Annotated in this window: 15 protein-coding genes; 3 read left to right on the top strand and 12 right to left on the bottom strand. The window is 69.1% G+C overall.

What is annotated here, in order from left to right:
* Positions 1-312: 312 nt before the first annotated feature.
* Complete coding sequence (locus JOM49_RS12875) at positions 313-1962, bottom strand: AMP-binding protein (RefSeq protein ID WP_209664528.1); 1650 nt, start codon at positions 1960-1962, stop codon at positions 313-315.
* Positions 1959-3170, bottom strand: a complete 1212-nt coding sequence (locus tag JOM49_RS12870; protein WP_209664527.1) for an acyl-CoA dehydrogenase family protein — start codon at positions 3168-3170, stop codon at positions 1959-1961. The genes JOM49_RS12875 and JOM49_RS12870 overlap by 4 nt, the downstream gene beginning before the upstream one ends.
* A 309-nt stretch (positions 3171-3479) precedes the next feature.
* Between JOM49_RS12870 and JOM49_RS12865 the strand changes: the two genes are divergently transcribed.
* From JOM49_RS12865 to JOM49_RS12855, 3 genes are all read left to right on the top strand, one after another.
* The gene (locus JOM49_RS12865) at positions 3480-3941 is read left to right on the top strand and encodes an SRPBCC family protein (protein ID WP_209664526.1); all 462 of its coding nucleotides are present in this window, start codon (positions 3480-3482) and stop codon (positions 3939-3941) included.
* Between the two features lie 227 nt (positions 3942-4168).
* Entirely contained in the window at positions 4169-5611 is a 1443-nt protein-coding gene (locus tag JOM49_RS12860; protein WP_209664525.1) for an extracellular solute-binding protein, read from the top strand.
* Positions 5612-5859: 248 nt separating this feature from the next.
* Positions 5860-7059, top strand: coding sequence for an acyltransferase family protein (locus tag JOM49_RS12855; protein ID WP_209664524.1), 1200 nt, complete (start codon positions 5860-5862; stop codon positions 7057-7059).
* Between the two features lie 547 nt (positions 7060-7606).
* On the opposite strand, the gene JOM49_RS12850 is transcribed toward JOM49_RS12855, so the two are convergent.
* The 10 genes from JOM49_RS12850 to JOM49_RS12805 are packed head-to-tail and all read right to left on the bottom strand — an operon-like array spanning position 7607 to position 18548.
* Positions 7607-8329: a class I SAM-dependent methyltransferase gene (locus JOM49_RS12850; protein WP_209664523.1), complete on the bottom strand. Its 723-nt coding sequence runs from the start codon at positions 8327-8329 to the stop codon at positions 7607-7609.
* 15 nt (positions 8330-8344) lie between these two features.
* Complete coding sequence (locus JOM49_RS12845; RefSeq protein WP_209664522.1) at positions 8345-9319, bottom strand: PLP-dependent cysteine synthase family protein; 975 nt, start codon at positions 9317-9319, stop codon at positions 8345-8347.
* Positions 9319-10449, bottom strand: a complete 1131-nt coding sequence (locus JOM49_RS12840) for an FAD-dependent oxidoreductase (protein ID WP_209664521.1) — start codon at positions 10447-10449, stop codon at positions 9319-9321. Before JOM49_RS12840 ends, JOM49_RS12845 begins: the two co-directional genes overlap by 1 nt.
* Positions 10442-11698 carry an ATP-grasp domain-containing protein gene (locus JOM49_RS12835; RefSeq protein WP_209664520.1) on the bottom strand — a complete coding sequence of 419 codons (1257 nt, stop codon included), beginning with the start codon at positions 11696-11698 and terminating at the stop codon, positions 10442-10444. The genes JOM49_RS12840 and JOM49_RS12835 overlap by 8 nt, the downstream gene beginning before the upstream one ends.
* The gene (locus JOM49_RS12830) at positions 11695-12516 is read right to left on the bottom strand and encodes an ATP-grasp domain-containing protein (RefSeq protein WP_209664519.1); all 822 of its coding nucleotides are present in this window, start codon (positions 12514-12516) and stop codon (positions 11695-11697) included. The genes JOM49_RS12835 and JOM49_RS12830 overlap by 4 nt, the downstream gene beginning before the upstream one ends.
* Entirely contained in the window at positions 12513-13757 is a 1245-nt protein-coding gene (locus JOM49_RS12825; RefSeq protein WP_209664518.1) for an ATP-grasp domain-containing protein, read from the bottom strand. Before JOM49_RS12825 ends, JOM49_RS12830 begins: the two co-directional genes overlap by 4 nt.
* 12 nt (positions 13758-13769) lie before the next feature.
* Positions 13770-15050 carry an MFS transporter gene (locus JOM49_RS12820; protein WP_209664517.1) on the bottom strand — a complete coding sequence of 427 codons (1281 nt, stop codon included), beginning with the start codon at positions 15048-15050 and terminating at the stop codon, positions 13770-13772.
* Positions 15050-16408 carry a dihydroorotase gene (locus JOM49_RS12815; RefSeq protein WP_209664516.1) on the bottom strand — a complete coding sequence of 453 codons (1359 nt, stop codon included), beginning with the start codon at positions 16406-16408 and terminating at the stop codon, positions 15050-15052. Before JOM49_RS12815 ends, JOM49_RS12820 begins: the two co-directional genes overlap by 1 nt.
* Positions 16396-17502 carry an acyl-CoA dehydrogenase family protein gene (locus JOM49_RS12810; RefSeq protein WP_209664515.1) on the bottom strand — a complete coding sequence of 369 codons (1107 nt, stop codon included), beginning with the start codon at positions 17500-17502 and terminating at the stop codon, positions 16396-16398. Before JOM49_RS12810 ends, JOM49_RS12815 begins: the two co-directional genes overlap by 13 nt.
* A complete protein-coding gene (locus JOM49_RS12805) occupies positions 17499-18548 on the bottom strand; it encodes a PrpF domain-containing protein (protein WP_209664514.1) in 1050 nt (349 codons plus the stop codon). Before JOM49_RS12805 ends, JOM49_RS12810 begins: the two co-directional genes overlap by 4 nt.
* Positions 18549-18681 lie beyond the last annotated feature (133 nt).

The raw sequence follows: 18681 nt of genomic DNA, 5'->3' as shown, positions 1-18681 counted from the left end.
GCTGTGGATCGAGGCGGGGAAGGGGACGTGTGGCTGGTGCCCCCTCGATGCTCCCGGGTCACCGCCCCATCGCGTGCCGTGAATGTGGCTTTCACGGCGGAATCGGCCGTGAAAGCCACATTCACGGCACCCAACCCGCCCCTCACCCTGGCGAGCTGGGCACCAAAGCCCGCGCCCATCCACACTCCCCCTTCCCATCCCGGTCCACAGCCCAAAACGCGGCGAGGATCTCCTTGTCAAGGTAAGCTTTCCCGCCTTGACAAGGAGATCCTCGCCGTCGTCACAATGGGCCGCCGGGATGGGAAACACCCCTCAAGCGTGCTTAGTCGCCAAAAGCCCCTGTAGCCCCAGTATCTCGATCGCCCGTTCCCGCATCTCGACCTTCCGCACCTTCCCCGAAACGGTCATCGGGAACTCGTCCACCACGTGCACGTACCGCGGTATCTTGTGCCGAGCCAGTTCCCCGCTGCAGAAAGCCCGCAACGAAACAGCATCCAGCACGGGCGTCCCCGGTCGAAGCCGGACCCAGGCCATCAGTTCTTCGCCGTACTTCTCGTCCGGCACGCCGATCACCTGCACGTCCACGATGTCCGGGTGGGTGTGCAGGAATTCTTCCACCTCACGCGGGTAGATGTTCTCGCCGCCCCGGATCACCATGTCCTTGATGCGCCCGGTGATGTTCAGGTACCCGTGCTCGTCCATCACCCCGAGGTCACCGCTGTGCATCCAGCCCGCGGCGTCGATGGCGTCCGCGGTCTTGTCCGGCTGGTCCCAGTACCCGGTCATCACCGAGTACCCGCGCATGCACACCTCCCCCGCCTCGCCGCGCGGCACGGTCAGCCCGGTGCGCGGGTCGACCACTTTGATCTCCACGTGCGGGCCGGCGCGGCCGACGGTGGACACGCGGCGCTCGAGCGAGTCGTCGGCGCGTGTCTGGGTGGCGACCGGCGAAGTTTCGGTCATGCCGTAGCAGATGGTCACCTCGGTCATCCCCATCAGCTCGACCACCTGCCGCATGACGTCGACCGGGCACGGGGTGCCGGACATGATGCCCGTCCGCAGCGAGGACAGCTCGAAGCCGGCGAAGTCCGGGTCGGCCAGCTCGGCGATGAACATCGTCGGCACGCCGTACAGCGAGGTGCACCGCTCGGCCTCGACTGCCTCCAGCGTGGCCCGCGCGTTGAACACCGGCGCCGGGATCACCACGCTCGCACCGTGCGTCATCGCCGCCAGGTTGCCCATCACCATGCCGAAGCAGTGGAAGAACGGCACCGGCACGCAAACCCGGTCCTCCGGGCCATAACCGCACAATTCGCCGACCGAAAAACCATTGTTCAGGATGTTGTGGTGCGAAAGCGTCGCACCCTTCGGAAAACCGGTCGTCCCCGAAGTGAACTGGATGTTGATCGGCTCGTCCGCGTGCAAGGAGGCGCCGACTTTCGCCAGCAACGCCGGATCACCGCGGCGGCCGCGGTCCACCACTTCGTCCCAGGAGCCCCCGTTCAGGAATACGACCTGCTCCAGGGCCGGGCAGTCGATCTCGCCGATCATCCTGGCGTAGTCCGAGGTCTTGAACTGTTCCGCGGAAACCAGCAACCGCACCCCGGCCAGGTTCAGCACGTATTCGATCTCGTGCCTGCCGTACCCGGGATTGAGGTTGACCAGGATCGCGCCGATCTTCGCGCAGGCGTACTGCACGATCACCCATTCCGCGCAGTTCGGCGCCCAGATGCCGATCCGGTCCCCCGGCTGGATGCCGTGGTCGAGCAGGCCGAGCGCGAACACGTCGACCTCGGCGCCGAGTTCGGCGTAGGTCCAGCGGCGCCCGGTCGGCCGGTCCACCAGCGCGTCGCGGGAACCGAAATCCTCGACCGCGTTGTCGAAACAGGCGCCGATCGTCTCACCGAGCAGGGACTTGGCCGAGGCGCCGGACGAATAGCTCGGCAGCACCCTCGAACTCATGCCGCACCCAACCGCGCCTGGCTGTACTCGCGCTGCGCGATGGCGGAAAGGAACACCGAGATGCCGGCGTGGCTGTGCTGCATCGAAAGATCGCGCCAGACCCGCTCGACGCGGGCGCCGTTGCGGACCGCGCTGGAACCGGCGGTCGGCACCAGGTGCGCCTGCACCGCGTCGAAGCTCAGCCGCACCACTTCCCGGCAGATCAACGCGATCCGCAGTTCGCGCTCGGGCGTGAACGCCGCCGAGCCCTCCGAACACGCCTGCTCCCACTGCTGGATCGCGTTGTGGAAAGCCGCTTCCGCGGTGGCGATCATGCCGGTGGCCTGGCCGAACCGGAACTGGTAGTCGGGGTCCTGCGCGCGGCCCTGGATCGGCGGGAAGATCGTCGAGCGGGTCTTCATCAGCTCTTCGCACGCGTCGAGCGCGCTCTGCGCCATGCCGACCGCGAGCACGGCGTCCTCCAGCACCATGAAGCTGAGCAGGCCACCGCCGTAGAAGGTGTTTCCGTGCAGGGCGAACCCCGGCGTGCCACCGGAGACGTCGACCTGGCTCAGGTGCATGTCGAACATGTGGTGCGCGGGGATGTGCGCGTTCTCCATGCTGATGCTGTGCGAGCCGCTGCCGCGCAGGCCGAGCGTGGTGTTCCAGTCGTCGAGCCGGGTCCACTTCTCGCGCGGCACCACGAACATCATCGGCGACGGCGTGCCGTCCTCGCCGAAGTTCAGCGTGTGCCCGATGAAGTGGGTGGCGTACGGCGAACCCGAGCAGTAGCCCCAGGTGCCGCTGAGCCGCCAGTCGCCGTTCTCCAGCCGTTCGGCGGTACCACCGGGGGCGACCGTCGCGGGGCAGATGAAGTCGCCGCCGGCGAAGATCTCGTCCTGCACCCGCTGGTCGAAGATCGACGCCGCGGCGTGCGCGTGCGCGGCACCCAGGCAGTACATCCAGCCGGTGGACGGGCAGCCCCTGGTCAGCGCCTGGACCACGCGCATGAACGTGCCCAGGCCGAACTCGTAGCCGCCGTAGCGGCGCGGCACCAGGATCCGGTAGAACCCGGCCTCCCGGAACGCCTCGTGGGTGTCTTCGGCGTAGTAGCCGCGCTTCTCGGTCTCCGCCTGGCGCTCGACGAGCGTGGGCGCGATCGCCTCGGCCCGCGCGACGACCTGGTCCGGGGTGAGCTCCGGTTCGGGAATATCCACCGTGGCTGTCATCGCTGCACGAATCCTTTTCTCCGGCGGCCTGGGCTGGCTCCGGTTACCCTCACATCCGCCCGCGCGCGATCACGTCTCCCGGATTGCGCACTGCCGCCCCGCGGCGCCTGGAACAGCAAGGATGAACAACCACCGCGCCCGGCATGAGGAATACATAGAGCATCGGTGCACGCGGCACTGGTAGCGCCGGCCGCGCCGCTGACAGAATCCGATAACGGACAGATGACGTACACACGCTCACCGAGTCCGAACTGGCCGGCGTGCCATGACCGCGTTTACCGCCCGGACCGCATCCAGAGAGGAACCCCCATGACCGAAGAGCGCACGATCCGCGAGATCAAGATCAACCGCACCATCGACGCCAAGCCCGAGCAGGTCTTCAAGGCCTGGACCGAACCGGAGCACTTCACCCACTGGTTCGGGGCGCCGCTGCCGACGATCTCGATGGACGTCCGTCCCGGCGGCAGCTGGAAGGCCACCCTCGACTACGAGGGCACCGAAATCCCCTTCCACGGGATCTACAGCGAGGTCGAAGAGAACTCCCGCCTGGTTTTCTCGCTGATCGACCCGAACGACCCGGAGTTCGAGGAGAAGCAGGCCCGCGGCGAGAACGAGGAAGCCGTCACCCTGACCTTCACCGAGTCCAACGGCAAGACCAAGCTGGGCTTCCGCCAGACCGGTTACCTCCCCGAGGAGGAGCTGCCCCAGGCCAAGGAAGGCTGGGTCTCCTGGTTCGACGCCCTGGAAGAGTACCTGACCAAGAAGTCCTGAACGTAGTACCGACGGTTCGCTAGGAACGCGGTGAACTGCGCCACCCGGCGGGGGTGGCGGAAGACGGGGAATCCCCTGTTTTCCGCCGCCCCCGCTTCGGTGTTTTTCACGCCTTTCCCGCCCCGCAATCGGGAAGACGCGACCGGGTACGGCCGTGCGAAATCGTGGGGGGAGGAAACGATCGGGAAGCCGTGCGTGCTCGCAGGAAATCCAGGAGGAGAGATCGAATGAGTAAAGTGGTCATCGACGTCTGGGTCCCCGATCTGACTTTTCCGGGCTGGATGGACCGCTGGTTCCAGCTGGGCAAGGACTTCGAGCGGGCGTACCCGCAGTACGAGGTCCGGGTGCAGGGCAAGGACTTCTGGACCTTCCCGCAGGAGGTCTCCCGCGCCGCGGCGGCCGGCACCCCACCCACCCTGGCCGAGCTGTACTTCTACATGGGCCAGGTGGCCCGCGACCTGCGCCACGCCGACGGCCGCCCGCTGTTCACCTCGGTCGAGCAGGCGGTGGACGGGCGCTCGGAGATCAACGGCGAGCCGGTGGTGCTCGGCGACCTGATGAAGCCGTTCCGCGAGTACTACACCGTCGGCGGCGACCTGATGTCCATGCCGTCGGTGTGCACCACGAGCCTGCTCTACGCCAACACCGACCTGCTGGACAAGGCCGGCGTCACCGAGCTGCCGGAGACCTGGACCGAGGTCGCCGCGGTCTGCGAGCAGATCGCCCGCGCCAAGGGCGCGCCGAAGCACGCCATCACCTGGTCCAACCACGGCACCTTCTACCAGCAGGCCGTCGCCACCCAGGGCGGGCTGCTGGTGAACAACGACAACGGCCGCAGCGGGCGCGCCACCGAGGCCGAGCTGGCGTCGAAGGAAATGCTGGCGTGGGCCGAGATCTGGCGTGAGCTGCACCGCGACGGCCACTACCTGCACACCGGCGGCATCCCCGACTGGGCCCAGACCCTGCGGGCCTTCGCCGAGCAGGACGTGGCGATCCGGATCTCCTCGTCCAACGACGTCAACTACATGGTGCAGGCGGCCAAGGACAACGGCTTCGGCATCGAGGTCGGCCTGTTCCCGTTCAGCGACCAGCTGCCGTACGTGGGCAACGCCATCGCCGGGACGTCCATGTGGCTGACCAGCGGCCTGGACGAGGCCACCCAGGACGGCGCGCTGACCTTCCTGCAGTACATGCACAACACGCGCAACGCCGCCGACCGGCACAAGGCGAACAGCTTCGCCCCGGTCACCCACGCCTCGTTCGACCTGCTGGAGCGGGAGGGCTGGTTCGAGCAGCACCCGTACCACCGGGTGGCCAGCGACCACGTGACCCGGTTCCCGGCCAAGGCGGTCCGCCCCGACGGCGTGCCGGCCGACGCGGTCCCGGCCCAGCAGGGCGCGGTGTTCGGCGACTTCGCCGGCAACCAGGACGTGATGACCCGCGCGATGGGCGACGTGCTCCGCGGTGCCGACCCGATCACCCGGTTCACCCAGGCCACCGAGGAGGCACAGGCGCTGCTGGACACCTACAACGCCTACGCGCTCGGTGACTGGCCGCGCGACCCGGACGGCCCGAACAGCAGCCACAAGGTGGAGTACTTCACCACGCTGATGGCCGGTCGTGACTATTCGGCGGCCGACCTGGAAAACGTGGTCAAGCTCAACCGCTGACGGTTTCCCCTCCTACCCCGGCCCGGTATCGGCGTTCACCGCCGGTGCCGGGCCGTTCCCATTCCGGCTCTTCCCCGTTGTGCACTTTCCGGGCCGCAATCGGAGAGATGCCCCGGGCCACCCTTTTGGCCGAAGCTGTCCGAGTCTGATTAATCCGTGAGGGAGCCGTTATGGTGACAACGAGCGCGGTGGACCCACGTCCTCGGGTCCGCTCTACGAAGCGCAGATTTTTCCCGCAGCTGGAGGGTATGCGCGGACTGGCCGCGCTGGGTGTGCTCCTCACCCACGTCGGTCTGTACTCGGCGCAGGTCAGCCTGTCCGATTTCCCCGGGATGGAGCAGCCCGGCAACGGTTTCGCCGGGGTCCTGCTGCAGCAGCTGCACGTGAGCCTGCCGATCTTCTTCGTGCTGTCCGGGGTGCTGCTGTACCGCCCGTGGGTGCTGGCGGCGCTCGGGGGCACGAAGAAGCCGGGGGTCAGGCCGTACCTGTGGCGCCGGGCCCTGCGGACGCTGCCGGCGTTCTGGGTGACGCTGGCGGTGGTGCTGATCGCGTTCAACAGCGAGGGCATCCAGAACGTCTGGCACGTGGTGCGGCCGTTCCTGCTGCTGCAGGTGTACGAGAGCGAGGCGTACCTGTTCGGCCTGGAGCAGAGCTGGAGCCTGGCGACGGAGATCGCCTTCTACGCCCTGCTGCCGGTGCTGGCGTGGGCGCTGAACCGGGTGGCCCGCGGCGGCGCCGACGTGGCCGCCAAGGCCCGCCGGATCGTGCTCGTGCTGACCGCGGTCGCGGTGGCCGGGTTCGCCTTCGCGGCGTACACCTTCACCGACTCGATCGGCATGTGGCCGATCGAGGACAAGTGGCCGCTGAAGTGGATGGGCTTCATCGCCGCCGGCATGGCACTGGCCACGCTGTCGGCCGCCGCGGAGATCGCGCCGGAGAAGTCCCCGCGGCTGTACCGCTTCCTCGCCCGCAAGCCGGCCTCGGCCTGGGCGGCGGCGCTGGTCGTGTACTTCATCGCCTGCTTCCAGCCCTTCGGTGAGCCCGGGAGCGCGAACTACCCCGGCATGGCGCAGGGCCTGATCGAGCACGTGCTGTACCTCTCGTTCGGCCTGCTGGCGGTGGCCCCGCTGACCCTGCCGAACTCGCGCTCGAAGCTGATCGACGCGGTGCTGACGAACCCGGTCATGCTGTACCTGGGCAAGGTCTCGTACGGCTTGTACCTGTGGCACATCGCGATCATCTACTTCTACAACGAAGGCGTCTTCGGCGCCGACGGCTTCTGGGAGCTGCTGGCCATCTGCTTCTTCGGCAGCCTCGTCGCCGCGACGCTGAGCTACTACATCATCGAAAGCCCCGCGATGCGCCTGCGGGAGAAACTGGGGAAGGCGCCGAAGGAAGCGAGCGTGGCTACGTTCGAGCGGTCGGACCACTTGACGTCGGTTCGGTAGCCGGGTTCATTCGGGGTACCCACCCCGGTCTTTGATTGTCACGACGGCGAAGACCCCTTGTCAAGGCGGGAACGATGCCTTGACAAGGGGTCTTCGCCGCGTTCTTGGCCATGGACCGGGATGGGGAAAGGCCACTGTGGCCGGTCACCCAGAGGTTCCCCCTCATGTCACGAATGTGGCTTTGGGGGCGGATTCGGCCCCCAAAGCCACATTTGTGTCCCCCTCGGCGGCCGCCCTGTCACGAATGTGGCTTTCGAGACATCCAACGTCCCGAAAGCCACATTCGTGACATCGCCCCCCTCGCCCGGTGCCGTGAATGTGGCTTTCACGGCACATTCCGCCGTGAAAGCCACATTCACGGCACCCCAACACCCCACCACCCAACAGGAGCCCGGCGACGACAGTCGAGCACGAGACCATCCCCACCTCCCCCATCCCGGTCCAAAGCCAAAAACACGGCGAGGCCCTCTTTGTCAAGGCATCTTCCCAGCCTTGACAAAGAGGGCCTCGCCGTAGTCACACTAAAAAACCGGGATGGAGATCCCCACTACGAAGGCTTGACCGCCCAAATCACCCGGTTCAACAGCTCAGCCGGCGGAGTCTCCACGATGTGCGCCTCCGCGAACCCGGCGCTCAGCAGCTTCTCCGTCCAGAACTCCGGCGTGGTCAGGATCTCGCCGTCCTCGCGCATGAACCGCGGCAGCAGGTCGATCTGCAGCAGCATCCGCTCGAAGCTCGCGTGCTCCAAGTAGTGCTTCGCCTTCGCGGTGAGCAGGTCGAGCACGTCCTTCGCCCGTTCCGGGCTGCCGGCCGGGCCCATCACGCGGCAGAACTGGTCCGCGTTGACGAAGCGCCCGCCCGGGCGGAGCACGCGGAAGAGCTCCGCGGCCGCCAGTTTGTACGTGTCCAGCTCCAGGTGGTGCAGGGCGAAGCTCGAGATCACCGCGTCGAAGCTGTTGTCCGGGATGAACGACAGGTCCTCCACCAGGCCACCGGCGAACGAGACCTTCGGGTCGTCGGCGAACTTGATCTCGGCGGCTTCCACCATCGTCGGCGCCGGGTCGACGCCGAGGATGGTGGCCTCCGGCAACGCGGCCCGGACCAGCGAGGTCAGGCGACCCGTGCCCGCGCCGATGTCGAGCAGGTCCTTCGTGTCCGGCGGCAGCAGGCCGACGGCCGCGGCCAGCAGCTTGACGTTCGACTCGTCGGTGTTGAGCACCTTGTCGTAGTCGATGCCGACGTCGTTCCAGTGCGTGGTCGATTCACTCATTCATCGCTCCCAACCTCAAGCGGCGCGGGCCTGCTGCGCCTGCGACCCCAGTGATTCCCAGATGGACAGATACCGCTCACCGCTGTCCGGCAGCACGGTGACGATGGTGGCCCCGGCCCAGCGGTCGCTGGCGGCGAGCACGCGGGCCGCGTGCACCGCGGCCCCGGACGAAACCCCGACGAACAACCCCATCGAGCGGGTCAGTTCCTTGGCCGAGTCCGCGGCGTCCTCGTCGGCCACGGTGATCACCTGGTCGATGCAGTCGACGTCGGTGACCGGGTTGATGAAGCCGCCGCCCATGCCGGGGATCTTGTGCGGGCCGCGTTCACCGCCGGAGAGCACCGGCGAACCGGTCGGCTCGACCGCCACGGTGTGGATGCTCCGGCGCTCCTTGAGGAACTTGGTGATGCCGGTGAGCGTGCCGCCGGTCCCGACCCCGCACACCACCACGTCGACCTCGCCGCCGGTGGCTTCCCAGATCTCCGGTGCGGTGGTGCGGTAGTGCGCTTCCACGTTGACCGGGTTGGCTTCCTGGCCGCACAGCCACGAGCCCGGGATGGACTTCGCGATGCCAGCCGCCTTGGCGATCGCCGCGGGCAGGCCCTGGGTGTGGTCGGCGAGGACCAGCTCGGCGCCGTACGCCCGCAGGATCGCCCTGCGTTCCTCGGTGGCGTTGTCCGGCAGCACGATCACGCACCGGTGCCCGCGCATGGCGGCCAGCGCGGCCAGCGAAATCGCGGTGTTGCCCGAGGACGCCTCCACGACGGTGCCGCCGCCCTCCAGTGGCAGCTTGCCGGTGCGCTCGGCCTCCCGCAGCATCCACAGCGCGGCGCGGTCCTTCACGCTCGCCAGCGGGTTGAGCATCTCCACCTTCGCCAGCAACCGCACGTGGTCCGGCACGTCGGGCAGCCGCAGCTGAAGCATCGGCGTGCCACCGACGAGGTCCTCCAGCCCGGAAATGATGCCAGGCCCGAGCTTGGAATCGGTCATCACTGCACTCCTTCTGTCCGCCAGCCGAATAGCCGGGCGAATTGATCGTCCGAAGTGGAAAACTCCACCGCGCGCTCGTAGTCGACGCCGCCGGTGCGGCGGGACAGCAGCACGATCTCGCGGGTACGCGGCACGCGAAGGCGCTCGTAGTCCGCGAGCGAATCGTTCGCCAGGCACGCGGTCAGCACGGCGGCGTCTTCCAGCGCCATGCCCGCGCCCTGGCCCAGTGTCGGCGCCATCGGGTGGACGGCGTCACCGAGCAGGGTCACCCGGCCCTGTGTCCACTGTGGAATGGGATCGCGGTCGACGATGTCGGTCATCACCACCCCCGCGGCGGTGTCGGTCGTCTCGACCAGCTCCCGCAGCGCCGGGTCCCAGTCCGCCATCTCGGCCAGCAGGTCACCCAACGCTTCCGAAGGCGTCTTCGCGGGCCAAACACCCTGCGGCGCCACGATCTTCGCGGTCCAGTAGAGCAGGCCGCCGCCGACCGCGCCGACGAACAGATCGATGCCGGGCCCGGCCGCGGTCACCCCGACCGGGAAGTTGTGCGACGCAGCGGTCCGCCCACGCACCGAGGAATACCCCCGATACCGGATCGGCGTCGGACCGAGCAGCCGCTCGCGCACCCCCGACCGAAGTCCGTCGGAGCCCACAAGCAACGATCCGGTCACCGTCGAACCGTCCGAAAGGGACACCGTCACCGAGGACCCATCGTCCTCGTGCCCGACGACCTCCCGGCCGATGCGCAGATCGACCTCCACCGCCAGCGCCTCGTCCAGCAGCGCGTTCTGCAGCGCCGAGCGCAACAGCATCACGTGCGGTGTGCCCCAGCGGTTCTCCAGGTCACCGATCGGGTCCTCGGCCAGCCGCACGCCGTCGGAACGCAGGTGCGGGCGCACGTCACCGGGCGCGGCGACGTGACCGGCCGCGCGCACGGCCTTGCCGAGCGGCGCGCTGATCGTGTCGAGTGCCCGGATCCCGTTGGGGTACAACACAAGCCCGGCGCCGACGTCGGCGATCCGGTCGGCGCGTTCGATCACCGTCACGGCGAACCCGGCACGCGCCAGGCCGATGCTCAGTGCGAGGCCGCCGATGCCACCACCGGCGACCACCACTCCGCGTTCACTCATCGCCCAGCACCAGGCCGTCGAAGAACCAGGTTTCCAGCTCGTTCAGCCGGTGCTGCACGGTCGCCCGGTCCGGCCCGGAGACCAGGTACGCGGCCATGAAGTCGGCCGAATACCGCGGCACCGGCATGACCTCGCCGACCTCGACGAAGACCTTCTGCCGCTCGACCCAGTCGAACGGCGGCTCGCCGCGCACCGCGAGCACCTTGCCCGGCCGCTTGCCGAGCACCAGCTGACCGGTCATCTTGGCGGGCTGCAGCCGCCCGCCGCCGGTTTCGATCGGCAGTGGCAGGCCGACGTCGGCACGCAGCCAGCACTCGTTCAGCTCCACGCCGAACAGCGTCTGGATCACCGCGCGGGTCTGCGCGCCACCGGTGCGCCCGGCGATCTCACACAGCACCAGCCGGTCGTCCGGCGTGCGGAAGACCTCGCAGTGGAACACGAAGTTCGGCGGGGCGGGCAGCGCCTCGATCACCCGGTCGACGAACTCGATCATGCGCTGGGCCAGCGGGTCGTCGCGGTCCATGGTGACGTCGTGCCGGCCCCCGCGCTCCTCCTTGAACGAGGCCAGCTGGAACAGGTACTGCGACGGCCAGGAGAAGACCACCTCGCCGTTCACCACGAGCCCGTCGACGTGCGCCATCGAACCGGGGACGAACGCCTCCACCATCAGGTTCGACTGCAGCGGGCCGTAGATGTCGAGGTCCTCGTCGAGGAACGCGTCCAATTCGGCGGCGTCGTTGAGCACCTTGACGCCGATCGACCCGGCCCCGTCACGCGGCTTGACCACCACCGGGAACCCGTGCTGCGAAGCGAAGACGAGCAGGTCCGCCGCGCACTCCACCGGCGCGTGCGGCGCGACCTCGATGCCGCCCGCCGCCGCGATCTCCTTCATCACCAGCTTGTTGCGGAACGGGACCGCGCTCTCCAGCGTCTGGCCGGGCAGCCCGAGCAGTTCCCGCAGCTGGGCCGCGCGCTCCAGGTCGTGCTCCTGGAAGGTGAAGATGTGCTTGACGTCGTACTTGCGCGCGAGTTCGAGCACGCGCTCCTCGAGCACCCCGCCGACCTCGTAGTCGTCGATGGCCTCCATGTGCCGGTAGCCGTGGTCGTCCCCGGTGGGCAGGTCCTCGCCCACCCAGCCGAGGTGCTCGCGCGAGGCGATCAGCACCACGTCACCGTCATACCCGGCGAGCCACTGCGGGTACGGGCAGGCCGCGAGGGAGCTGCGGTGGTGCAGCACAAGGACGGTCATCGCTTCACTCCTGTCTCAAGCCCCGCCTGCACGCGGACGGCCGTCCGGTGCTCGTCCTCGTCGGCCGTCTCCGCGCCGACCCCGTCCACCAGCCAGCGACCGTCGGTGGTGTGCACCACCTCGACCGCGTACGGCTGCCCGGGCACCACCGGCAGGGCGGCCAGCGCGGCCTCCACGATGGACACAAGTTCCGCGCGCTCACCCGAGCCGTCGGGGATCGGCGCGACCACGCGGTGCCGCTCGCCGACCACCCACGGCTCGGCGAACAGGCTCGGCACCGAGATCAGGTCCGGGGTGAGCCCGCCCTGGGTGTAGATGCGGACCTCCGCCTCGTCGTTGAGCACCGCGGCGGTGGGGCTGCCGGGGATCTTGCGCTCGCGGATCCGCACCGGGTAGCCGAACTCCGCGGCCGCCGCGTAGACGTCGGTGACCCGCAGCACCGGCGCGGCGCCGACCACCGGCACACCGGCCGCGGCCAGCCGCTCGCGCACGGCGACCGGATCGGCGAGCACCACGGCGTCCTCGCGGCTCTGCCCGGCGATGCCGAAGTAGTCGCGCAACGCGCCGCTGCGCACCAGGTCCGGCGTCTCGGTGGCGACGATCGCGGACAACTCGGTGCGCTGCCCGAGGTTCAGCAGCAACCGGTCGACCGCGGCCGAGTTCGCGTAGCCGTCGACCACCTCCACGCGGTGGTAGCCGTCGCCGATCTCGTCGCGAGTGCGGCCGGTGACCAGCAGCAACTCCTTGTCGCTGTCCCGCAGCCAGTCCGCGTAGGGCGGCAGCGGACCGGGGAATCCGTCCAAGATCACGATCGTCATTTCGGCACCACCTGGATCCGCAGGGTGTTTTCGATCAGTTCCTCGCAGAGCTTCACCGCGGCGTCACCAGTCGGGCCGGTCGCCGCGACCAGCGCGAGCCGGTCGTTGTTGTCCCGCACCGCGTGCACCTCGTCGCCCACCGAGACCAGCGCGTCGGCGGTGATCACCTCGGACCGGGTTCGCAGTTCGTCGAGCCCGTCGATCGAAACGACCGTGCCTTCGGTCGCTTCGACGAACCGCACCGCCGCGCCACCGACCGCCTTCGGCCGGTCGCGCAGCTCGTCGACCAGCCCGAACGGCCAGCCGACCGCGTAGTGCGTCAGGTCGACGCCGTAGACCGCCTCGACCAGGTCGCCGATGCGGTCACCGCCGATCCGGTTGTGCGACTCGATCACCACCGGACCGCGGCTGCCGAACTTGATCTCGGTGTGGCTCGGCCCGTCGGTCAGCCCGACCGCGTCCAGGAACTCCCGCGTGGCACCGACGATCCGGTTCTCGCGGAACCGGTCGATCCGCGCGGGCACGGTGTGGCCGAGTTCGGCGAAGTGCCCGGTTCCGGTGGCCTTCTCGGTCACCGAGACCACCACGTGCCGTCCGCCGAAGCTGAACGACTCGACGCTGAACTCCGGCCCGTCGACGTACTCCTCCATGATCACGTCGGTCACGGTGAAGAAGCCGCCGCAGCCGAGCCCCGAGCCGCTGCCGCGCAACGCCTCCAGTTCACGCCACACCCGGTCCACATCGGACGGTGTGTCGACGCGGAAGACACCGAGACTGGCGGCCGCGTCGGTCGGCTTGGCGACGAAGGGATAACCGAACTCCGCGCCGAACTCGAGCAGGCTCTGCTTGTCCACCAGCAACCGCGCGCCGATGGCCGAAGCCGCCCCGGCGTCGGCCAGCCGCTGCCGCATCAGGAACTTGTCCTGCAACAGCCGGCAAATCGCGTAGCTGGTGCCGGGCAGGCCGAACAGGTCGTTGATCCGCGCGGTCACGTCGAGCGCCGGATCGGTCAGGCTGAGCGCGGTGGCGAAGCCCCAGCGCTCGTAGGCCGCTTCGGCGTGCGGCCGGACCGCGGCCCAGTCGGTGTAGTCGGCGATCAGCGTCGCGTCGGCCAGCTCCGCCTGCTCGGGGGTGAACTTGTTCTTGTGCTGCACCAGGATGACCGACAGCCCGTGTGCCTTGGCCGCCTGCAGCACTTTAGCCGTGGCGCCGACGAGCAGCACCGTGTTCTCGGGGGTCACCGTTCGCTCTCCTTAGTTCTTGCCTGCGGCGACGAGCGGGGCTGGGACGCCGGCCGCGCGGCCCGCGTCGCGGTCCCGGATCACCAGCTGGACGAGGACGAGGGAGCACAGGCCGAACACCGCGTAGAGCAGGCTGATCACCACCGACGAGACCTGCGTGCCCAGCGTGATGAACAGCGGGCCCACCACCAGCGCCACGCGGAACTGCAGCTGGTAGACCGCCATGTACTTGCTGCGCGCGTCGGGGTGCACCACGTCGGCGAGCAGCGCCTGCCGCGAGGGCGAGCAGACGATCTCACCCAGTGCGAAGACCGCGGCCGCGGCGATCAGCAGCCACGGGTCGTTGGACACCGCGACCACCATGTACCCGGCGGTGAACATCAGCGTGCCGGCCGTCTGCTGCCTGCCGTCGCTGGTCTTCGCGAGCAGTTTGCGGGCGTAGAGCGCCAGGCACACCACCAGGAAGCAGCTGATCGAGCGCAGGATGCCGAACATGTTCACGCCGTCCACGTCGAGCTGCCAGAACCCGAGGTCGAACAGCCGCTGCGGGCTGAACTCCTCGGCCAGGCGGACCGCGATGTAGGACGAAAGCTGGACCTGCACGCAGGTGAACAGCAGGATGCCGAGCATCAGCTTGGCGAACACGGGGTCCTTGAGCACGTCCACGTACCCGCGCAGCATCGAGCCGAGCCAGTTCCGCTGCGTCTCGGCAGGCCCCGAACCCTCCGGTTTGGTCTCCGTCACCCACAGCCAGGTGACCGCCGCGACCACCGCGGTGGCCACGGCCGCCGCCCAGAGCAGTTCGGTGAGGCTGCTGTACAGGAAGGCGCCGACCAGCGCGCCGACCACGAAGGCCACGTTCGTGGACCAGTAGATGACCGCGTAGACCGCCTTGCGGTTCTCCGGGTCGGACGCGTCGATGACCATCGCGTCGCTGGCGGGCCGCACGATGGCGATCAGGCCGGTGTTGGCCAGGTAGAACAGGTAGACCGCGATCCCCGACTCCCACCAGGACGAGTTCGCCAGCGCCATGCCGACGAACGCGACCAGGCTGCCCGCCTCGCCGACGAGCAGGGTGCTGCGGCGGCCGCGGACGTCCGACAGGTGCCCGCCGAGGAAGGTGCAGCCGATGGCCACCGCGGCGGCGATCATGGTCAGCGCACCGGCCGTGGCCGCGCCGTAGAGCTGGGAGAAGTAGATCACCATCAGCGGGATCAGCATCACGTCCAGGAACCGCTGGACGAAGCCGACCCCGATGCGGATCTTGATGTTGCGGTCCATGCCCTCGAACATCAGAACCTCCCTGTCAGCCAGCGGCCGTCGGGTTCGCCGAAGGTGCCGGTGGCGGCGTCCCAGACCACCCGTCCGCCCCGGATGGTCTGGCGCACCCGGCCCGACATGGTCCAGCCCTCGTAGGCCGACCAGCCGCATTTGGCGTACACGTGGTGAGCCGAGAGCATCCAGGTCTCGGCCGGGTCGAAGAGGGCGAAGTCGGCGTCCGCGCCCGGCTCGATGCGACCCTTGCCGGTCAGGCGGAACAGCTCGGCGGGCTTGGCCGAGAGCACCTCGGCGAGCCGGGCGGCCGAGACGTCCTCCGGCTCGTCGAACCGGCGTCGCATGCCGGTCCACACCGCGGTGCCCAGCTCCTGGACGCCCGGCAGGCCGGGCGGCGAGTCGGCGACCGAGCGGGTCTTCTCCTCGACCGTGTGCGGGGCGTGGTCGCTGCCGATGCTGCCCACCTCGCCCTCGCGCACGGCCGCCCACAGCCGGTCCTGGTCGGCCTGGGCGCGGATCGACGGCGACAGGCGGGTGCGCGCGCCACCGCGGCAGGTGTCGGCGTCGGTGAAGGACAGGTGGTGCCCGGTCACCTCGAAGGTCACGGGCAGCCCGGCGGCCTTGGCCGCGCACACCAGGTCCGCCTCCTCGCGGCTGGACAGGTGCAGGATGTGCGCCTTGGTGCCGTAGCGCCGCACCAGCTCCAGCACCCTGGCCACGGCGGCGATGCCACCGCTGCGCGGGCGGCGCTGCTCGTACTCGGCGTAGGAGACCGGCGGGCCCTGCCACTGGTCGAGCAGCTCGAACAGCGAGTCGTCCTCGGCGTGCAGGACCAGCTGCAGGTCGCTCCCGGCGGCGGTGGCGAAGATCTTTTCCAGCGCGGCCGGGTCGCGGACCACGGTCGGCGCGGTGTGATGCCCGGCCATGAACACCTTGGCGCTCACGGCGATCTCGGGGTCGAGCCCGGCCAGCACCTCGGGTCGTTCCGGGTCGGCGCCAATGTGGAAGCGGAAGTCCACCAGCGAGTTGCCCCGCACCAGCTCCGCCTTGGCGACCACGGTTTCCGGGTCGAGGGTGGGCGGGATGGTGTTCGGCATGTCCATCACCGTGGTCACCCCGCCCGCGACGGCCGCGCGGCTGCCGTGCGCCCAGTCCTCCTTGTGCAGCAGGCCGGGCGTGCGGAAGTGCACGTGGGTGTCGATCAGGCCGGGCAGCACGTACGCGCCCTTGGCGTCCACAGTGGACTCGGCAGCCGGTGCGGTGTCGGTGATCGCGGTGATCCGGCCGTCGTCCACGACCACGTTCGCGGCCCGCACGCCGTCCGGGGTGACCACCCGGCCGCCGGTGATGACCAGGTCGGACTTCAGCTCACCCATGACGCGGACACCAGCTCTCGGCAGAGTTCGTTCGTCGGGCCCATCAACGCCACCGCCCTGGCATCGGAGATCAGCCGGTTCAGCTGGTGGTTGACCAGGTACGCGGCGGACCCGAGCATGCGGGCCACCTCGAAGCACACGTGCTCGGCGGTGACCGAGGCGAACAGCTTGCTGCGCAGGGTGACCGCGCCCGGGTCCTCCCCGCGGCGGGTCCCGGCGAGGTGGACGATCGCGCGGGCCGCCTCGACCTGCACGCTCAGCTCGGTCACGCGGTGCCGGACGGTCGGTGCCTCCAGCGCGCCGGTCTTGGTGAAGTGCGCGAGCGCCACGTCCATCGCCGCCTTGGCCACCCCGACCGAGACCGCGCCGAGCGTCGCGCCCGACTGCCGGACCCCGGCGATGATGGCCGGGGCGTGCCCCACCGGACCGAGCCGGTCGTCGTCGGAGACCACGCAGTCCTGGAGCGAGACGAACCCGGTGGCCGAGCCGCGCATGCCGGCCAGCTCCAGGCCGAGGTTCGCGATCAGGCCCTCGTTCTCCTTGCGCACCAGGAAGAACGTCTGCCCGGCGGAGCCGTAGACGTTCTTCGTGTCCTGCGCCTGCTCGGCACCGGCCGAAGTGCCGACCAGCACCAGGTAGAGGTCGGCGACCCCGGCGCCGGTGGTGAAGGACTTGGCGCCGTTGAGCAGCCAGCGCCCGTCCTCGATCTGCTCGGCCGAGGTGGCCAGGTTCTTCTTCGCCGCGCCCGCCCCGGTTTCGCTCCACGCCGAGGCACCGAGGGTGTCGCCGGTGGCCATCGAGGGCAGCCACAATTCCTTCTGCTCCGGGGAGCCCCACTCGTTGATCCGGGCGCAGACGGCGAAATGCTGGAACATGATGATCGCCATCGAGGGGTTCACCTCGGCGACCTTCGAAACGAGTTCGTTCAGCTCCACGGTGCCCGCGCCGTTGCCGCCGTAATCGACGGGCACGGCGGTGGCGAGCAGCCCCGATTTCCGCAGTTCGATCAGCGCCTGGTCGTCGGGCACATTCGTGTCGTCGGACCGCGCCGCGGCCTCTCGGAAGATTTCCAGCGTCGAAGCGAGGTCAGTCATGCTGCTGACTCCGACAGGCATTCGGACGTCTCCTTGAATTGGAAGTGGGCGAGCGGTTCGATGAAGAACGAGCCGTGGAAGTCGACCCGCTTGTCGCCGACGGTGATCCAGGCGACGTGCCGCTCGTCGTCCTGGATGCTCATGGCGGCGAAGACCTCGACCACCCCGCCGGGGGTGACCACGCTGATCACCTCGTCCCCGCACCCGGCCTCCTGCGCGGCCTGCCACGGGATGGAGCCCTCGATCCCGGCGGCCACGCCGAGGCAGGCGGTGCCGGTCATGGCCAGCGTCGGGTGCCACGAGGGCACCGAAATGGCCCGGACGACCAGGTTGCCGTCCGCACCGGGGATGGTCACCGCGATCTTGGGGAACACGCTGTCGGTCGGCATGCCGAGGTGCTCGGCGGCGGCCACGCGGATGCGGCCGAGCCGGTCGAACAACGCGGAGTCGTCGGCGAACAGCTCGTCCGCGGTCTCCACCCCGGCGCCCTTCGCACCGACGAACACGTACGGGTTCCCGGCCGACACCAGCGAAACGTCGACGTGCGTGCCGTCCACTTCGAGCGTGGTCACCGGGGAGCCGTCGAGCAGCATGGCCGACACCGGCCGCGGCGGGGTCTGCAGGAAGTGCATGGTGAACCGGGTGCTCTCCTTGGTCACCTCGTCCACCTCGCAGGCGAGGTAGTCCCCGTTGTTCAGCACGTTGACCCGCACCCGCTGGCCGGGCACCAGCCGCGGCACCATGCCGCTCTCCGCGGCCGAGGTGATCGCCGAGAGCACCGAGTGCCCGCACGAGCCGAGCAGGTCGAACTTGCCGTGGTCCCCGGGGAGCGCCTGGATGAACCGGTAGTCCAGATCGCACAGCGGGTGCTTGGACGGTTCGATCAGCGCCACCTTGAGCACGTGGTCACCGCCGGCGTCGGACATCCACCGCCGGGCGTCGCCGAGCGCGGCCAGCAGCGCGTCGCGGTCCCGCGGCAGGTGCCGCGCGTCCAGCACCAGGGTCGGACAGGGACTGCCAACGGCATAGGCGAGATGGCCGATCATGCCGCACCTCCATCGGGCTTGTGGACCTTGCCCATTCTGTTGGGGCGATCAGTGCGGATCTTCTCCGTCGCTGCGGTTGTCCCCCCGGCTCAAGCGACCCTCGAGCGAATCCGGTGCACGCCATCACCGGTCG

Origin of the sequence: Amycolatopsis magusensis, from assembly GCF_017875555.1 — a bacterium.
Taxonomy (GTDB): domain Bacteria; phylum Actinomycetota; class Actinomycetes; order Mycobacteriales; family Pseudonocardiaceae; genus Amycolatopsis; species Amycolatopsis magusensis.
Note: the sequence above shows the minus strand (reverse complement) of the source record. Positions and strands in the feature narration are given on the sequence as shown.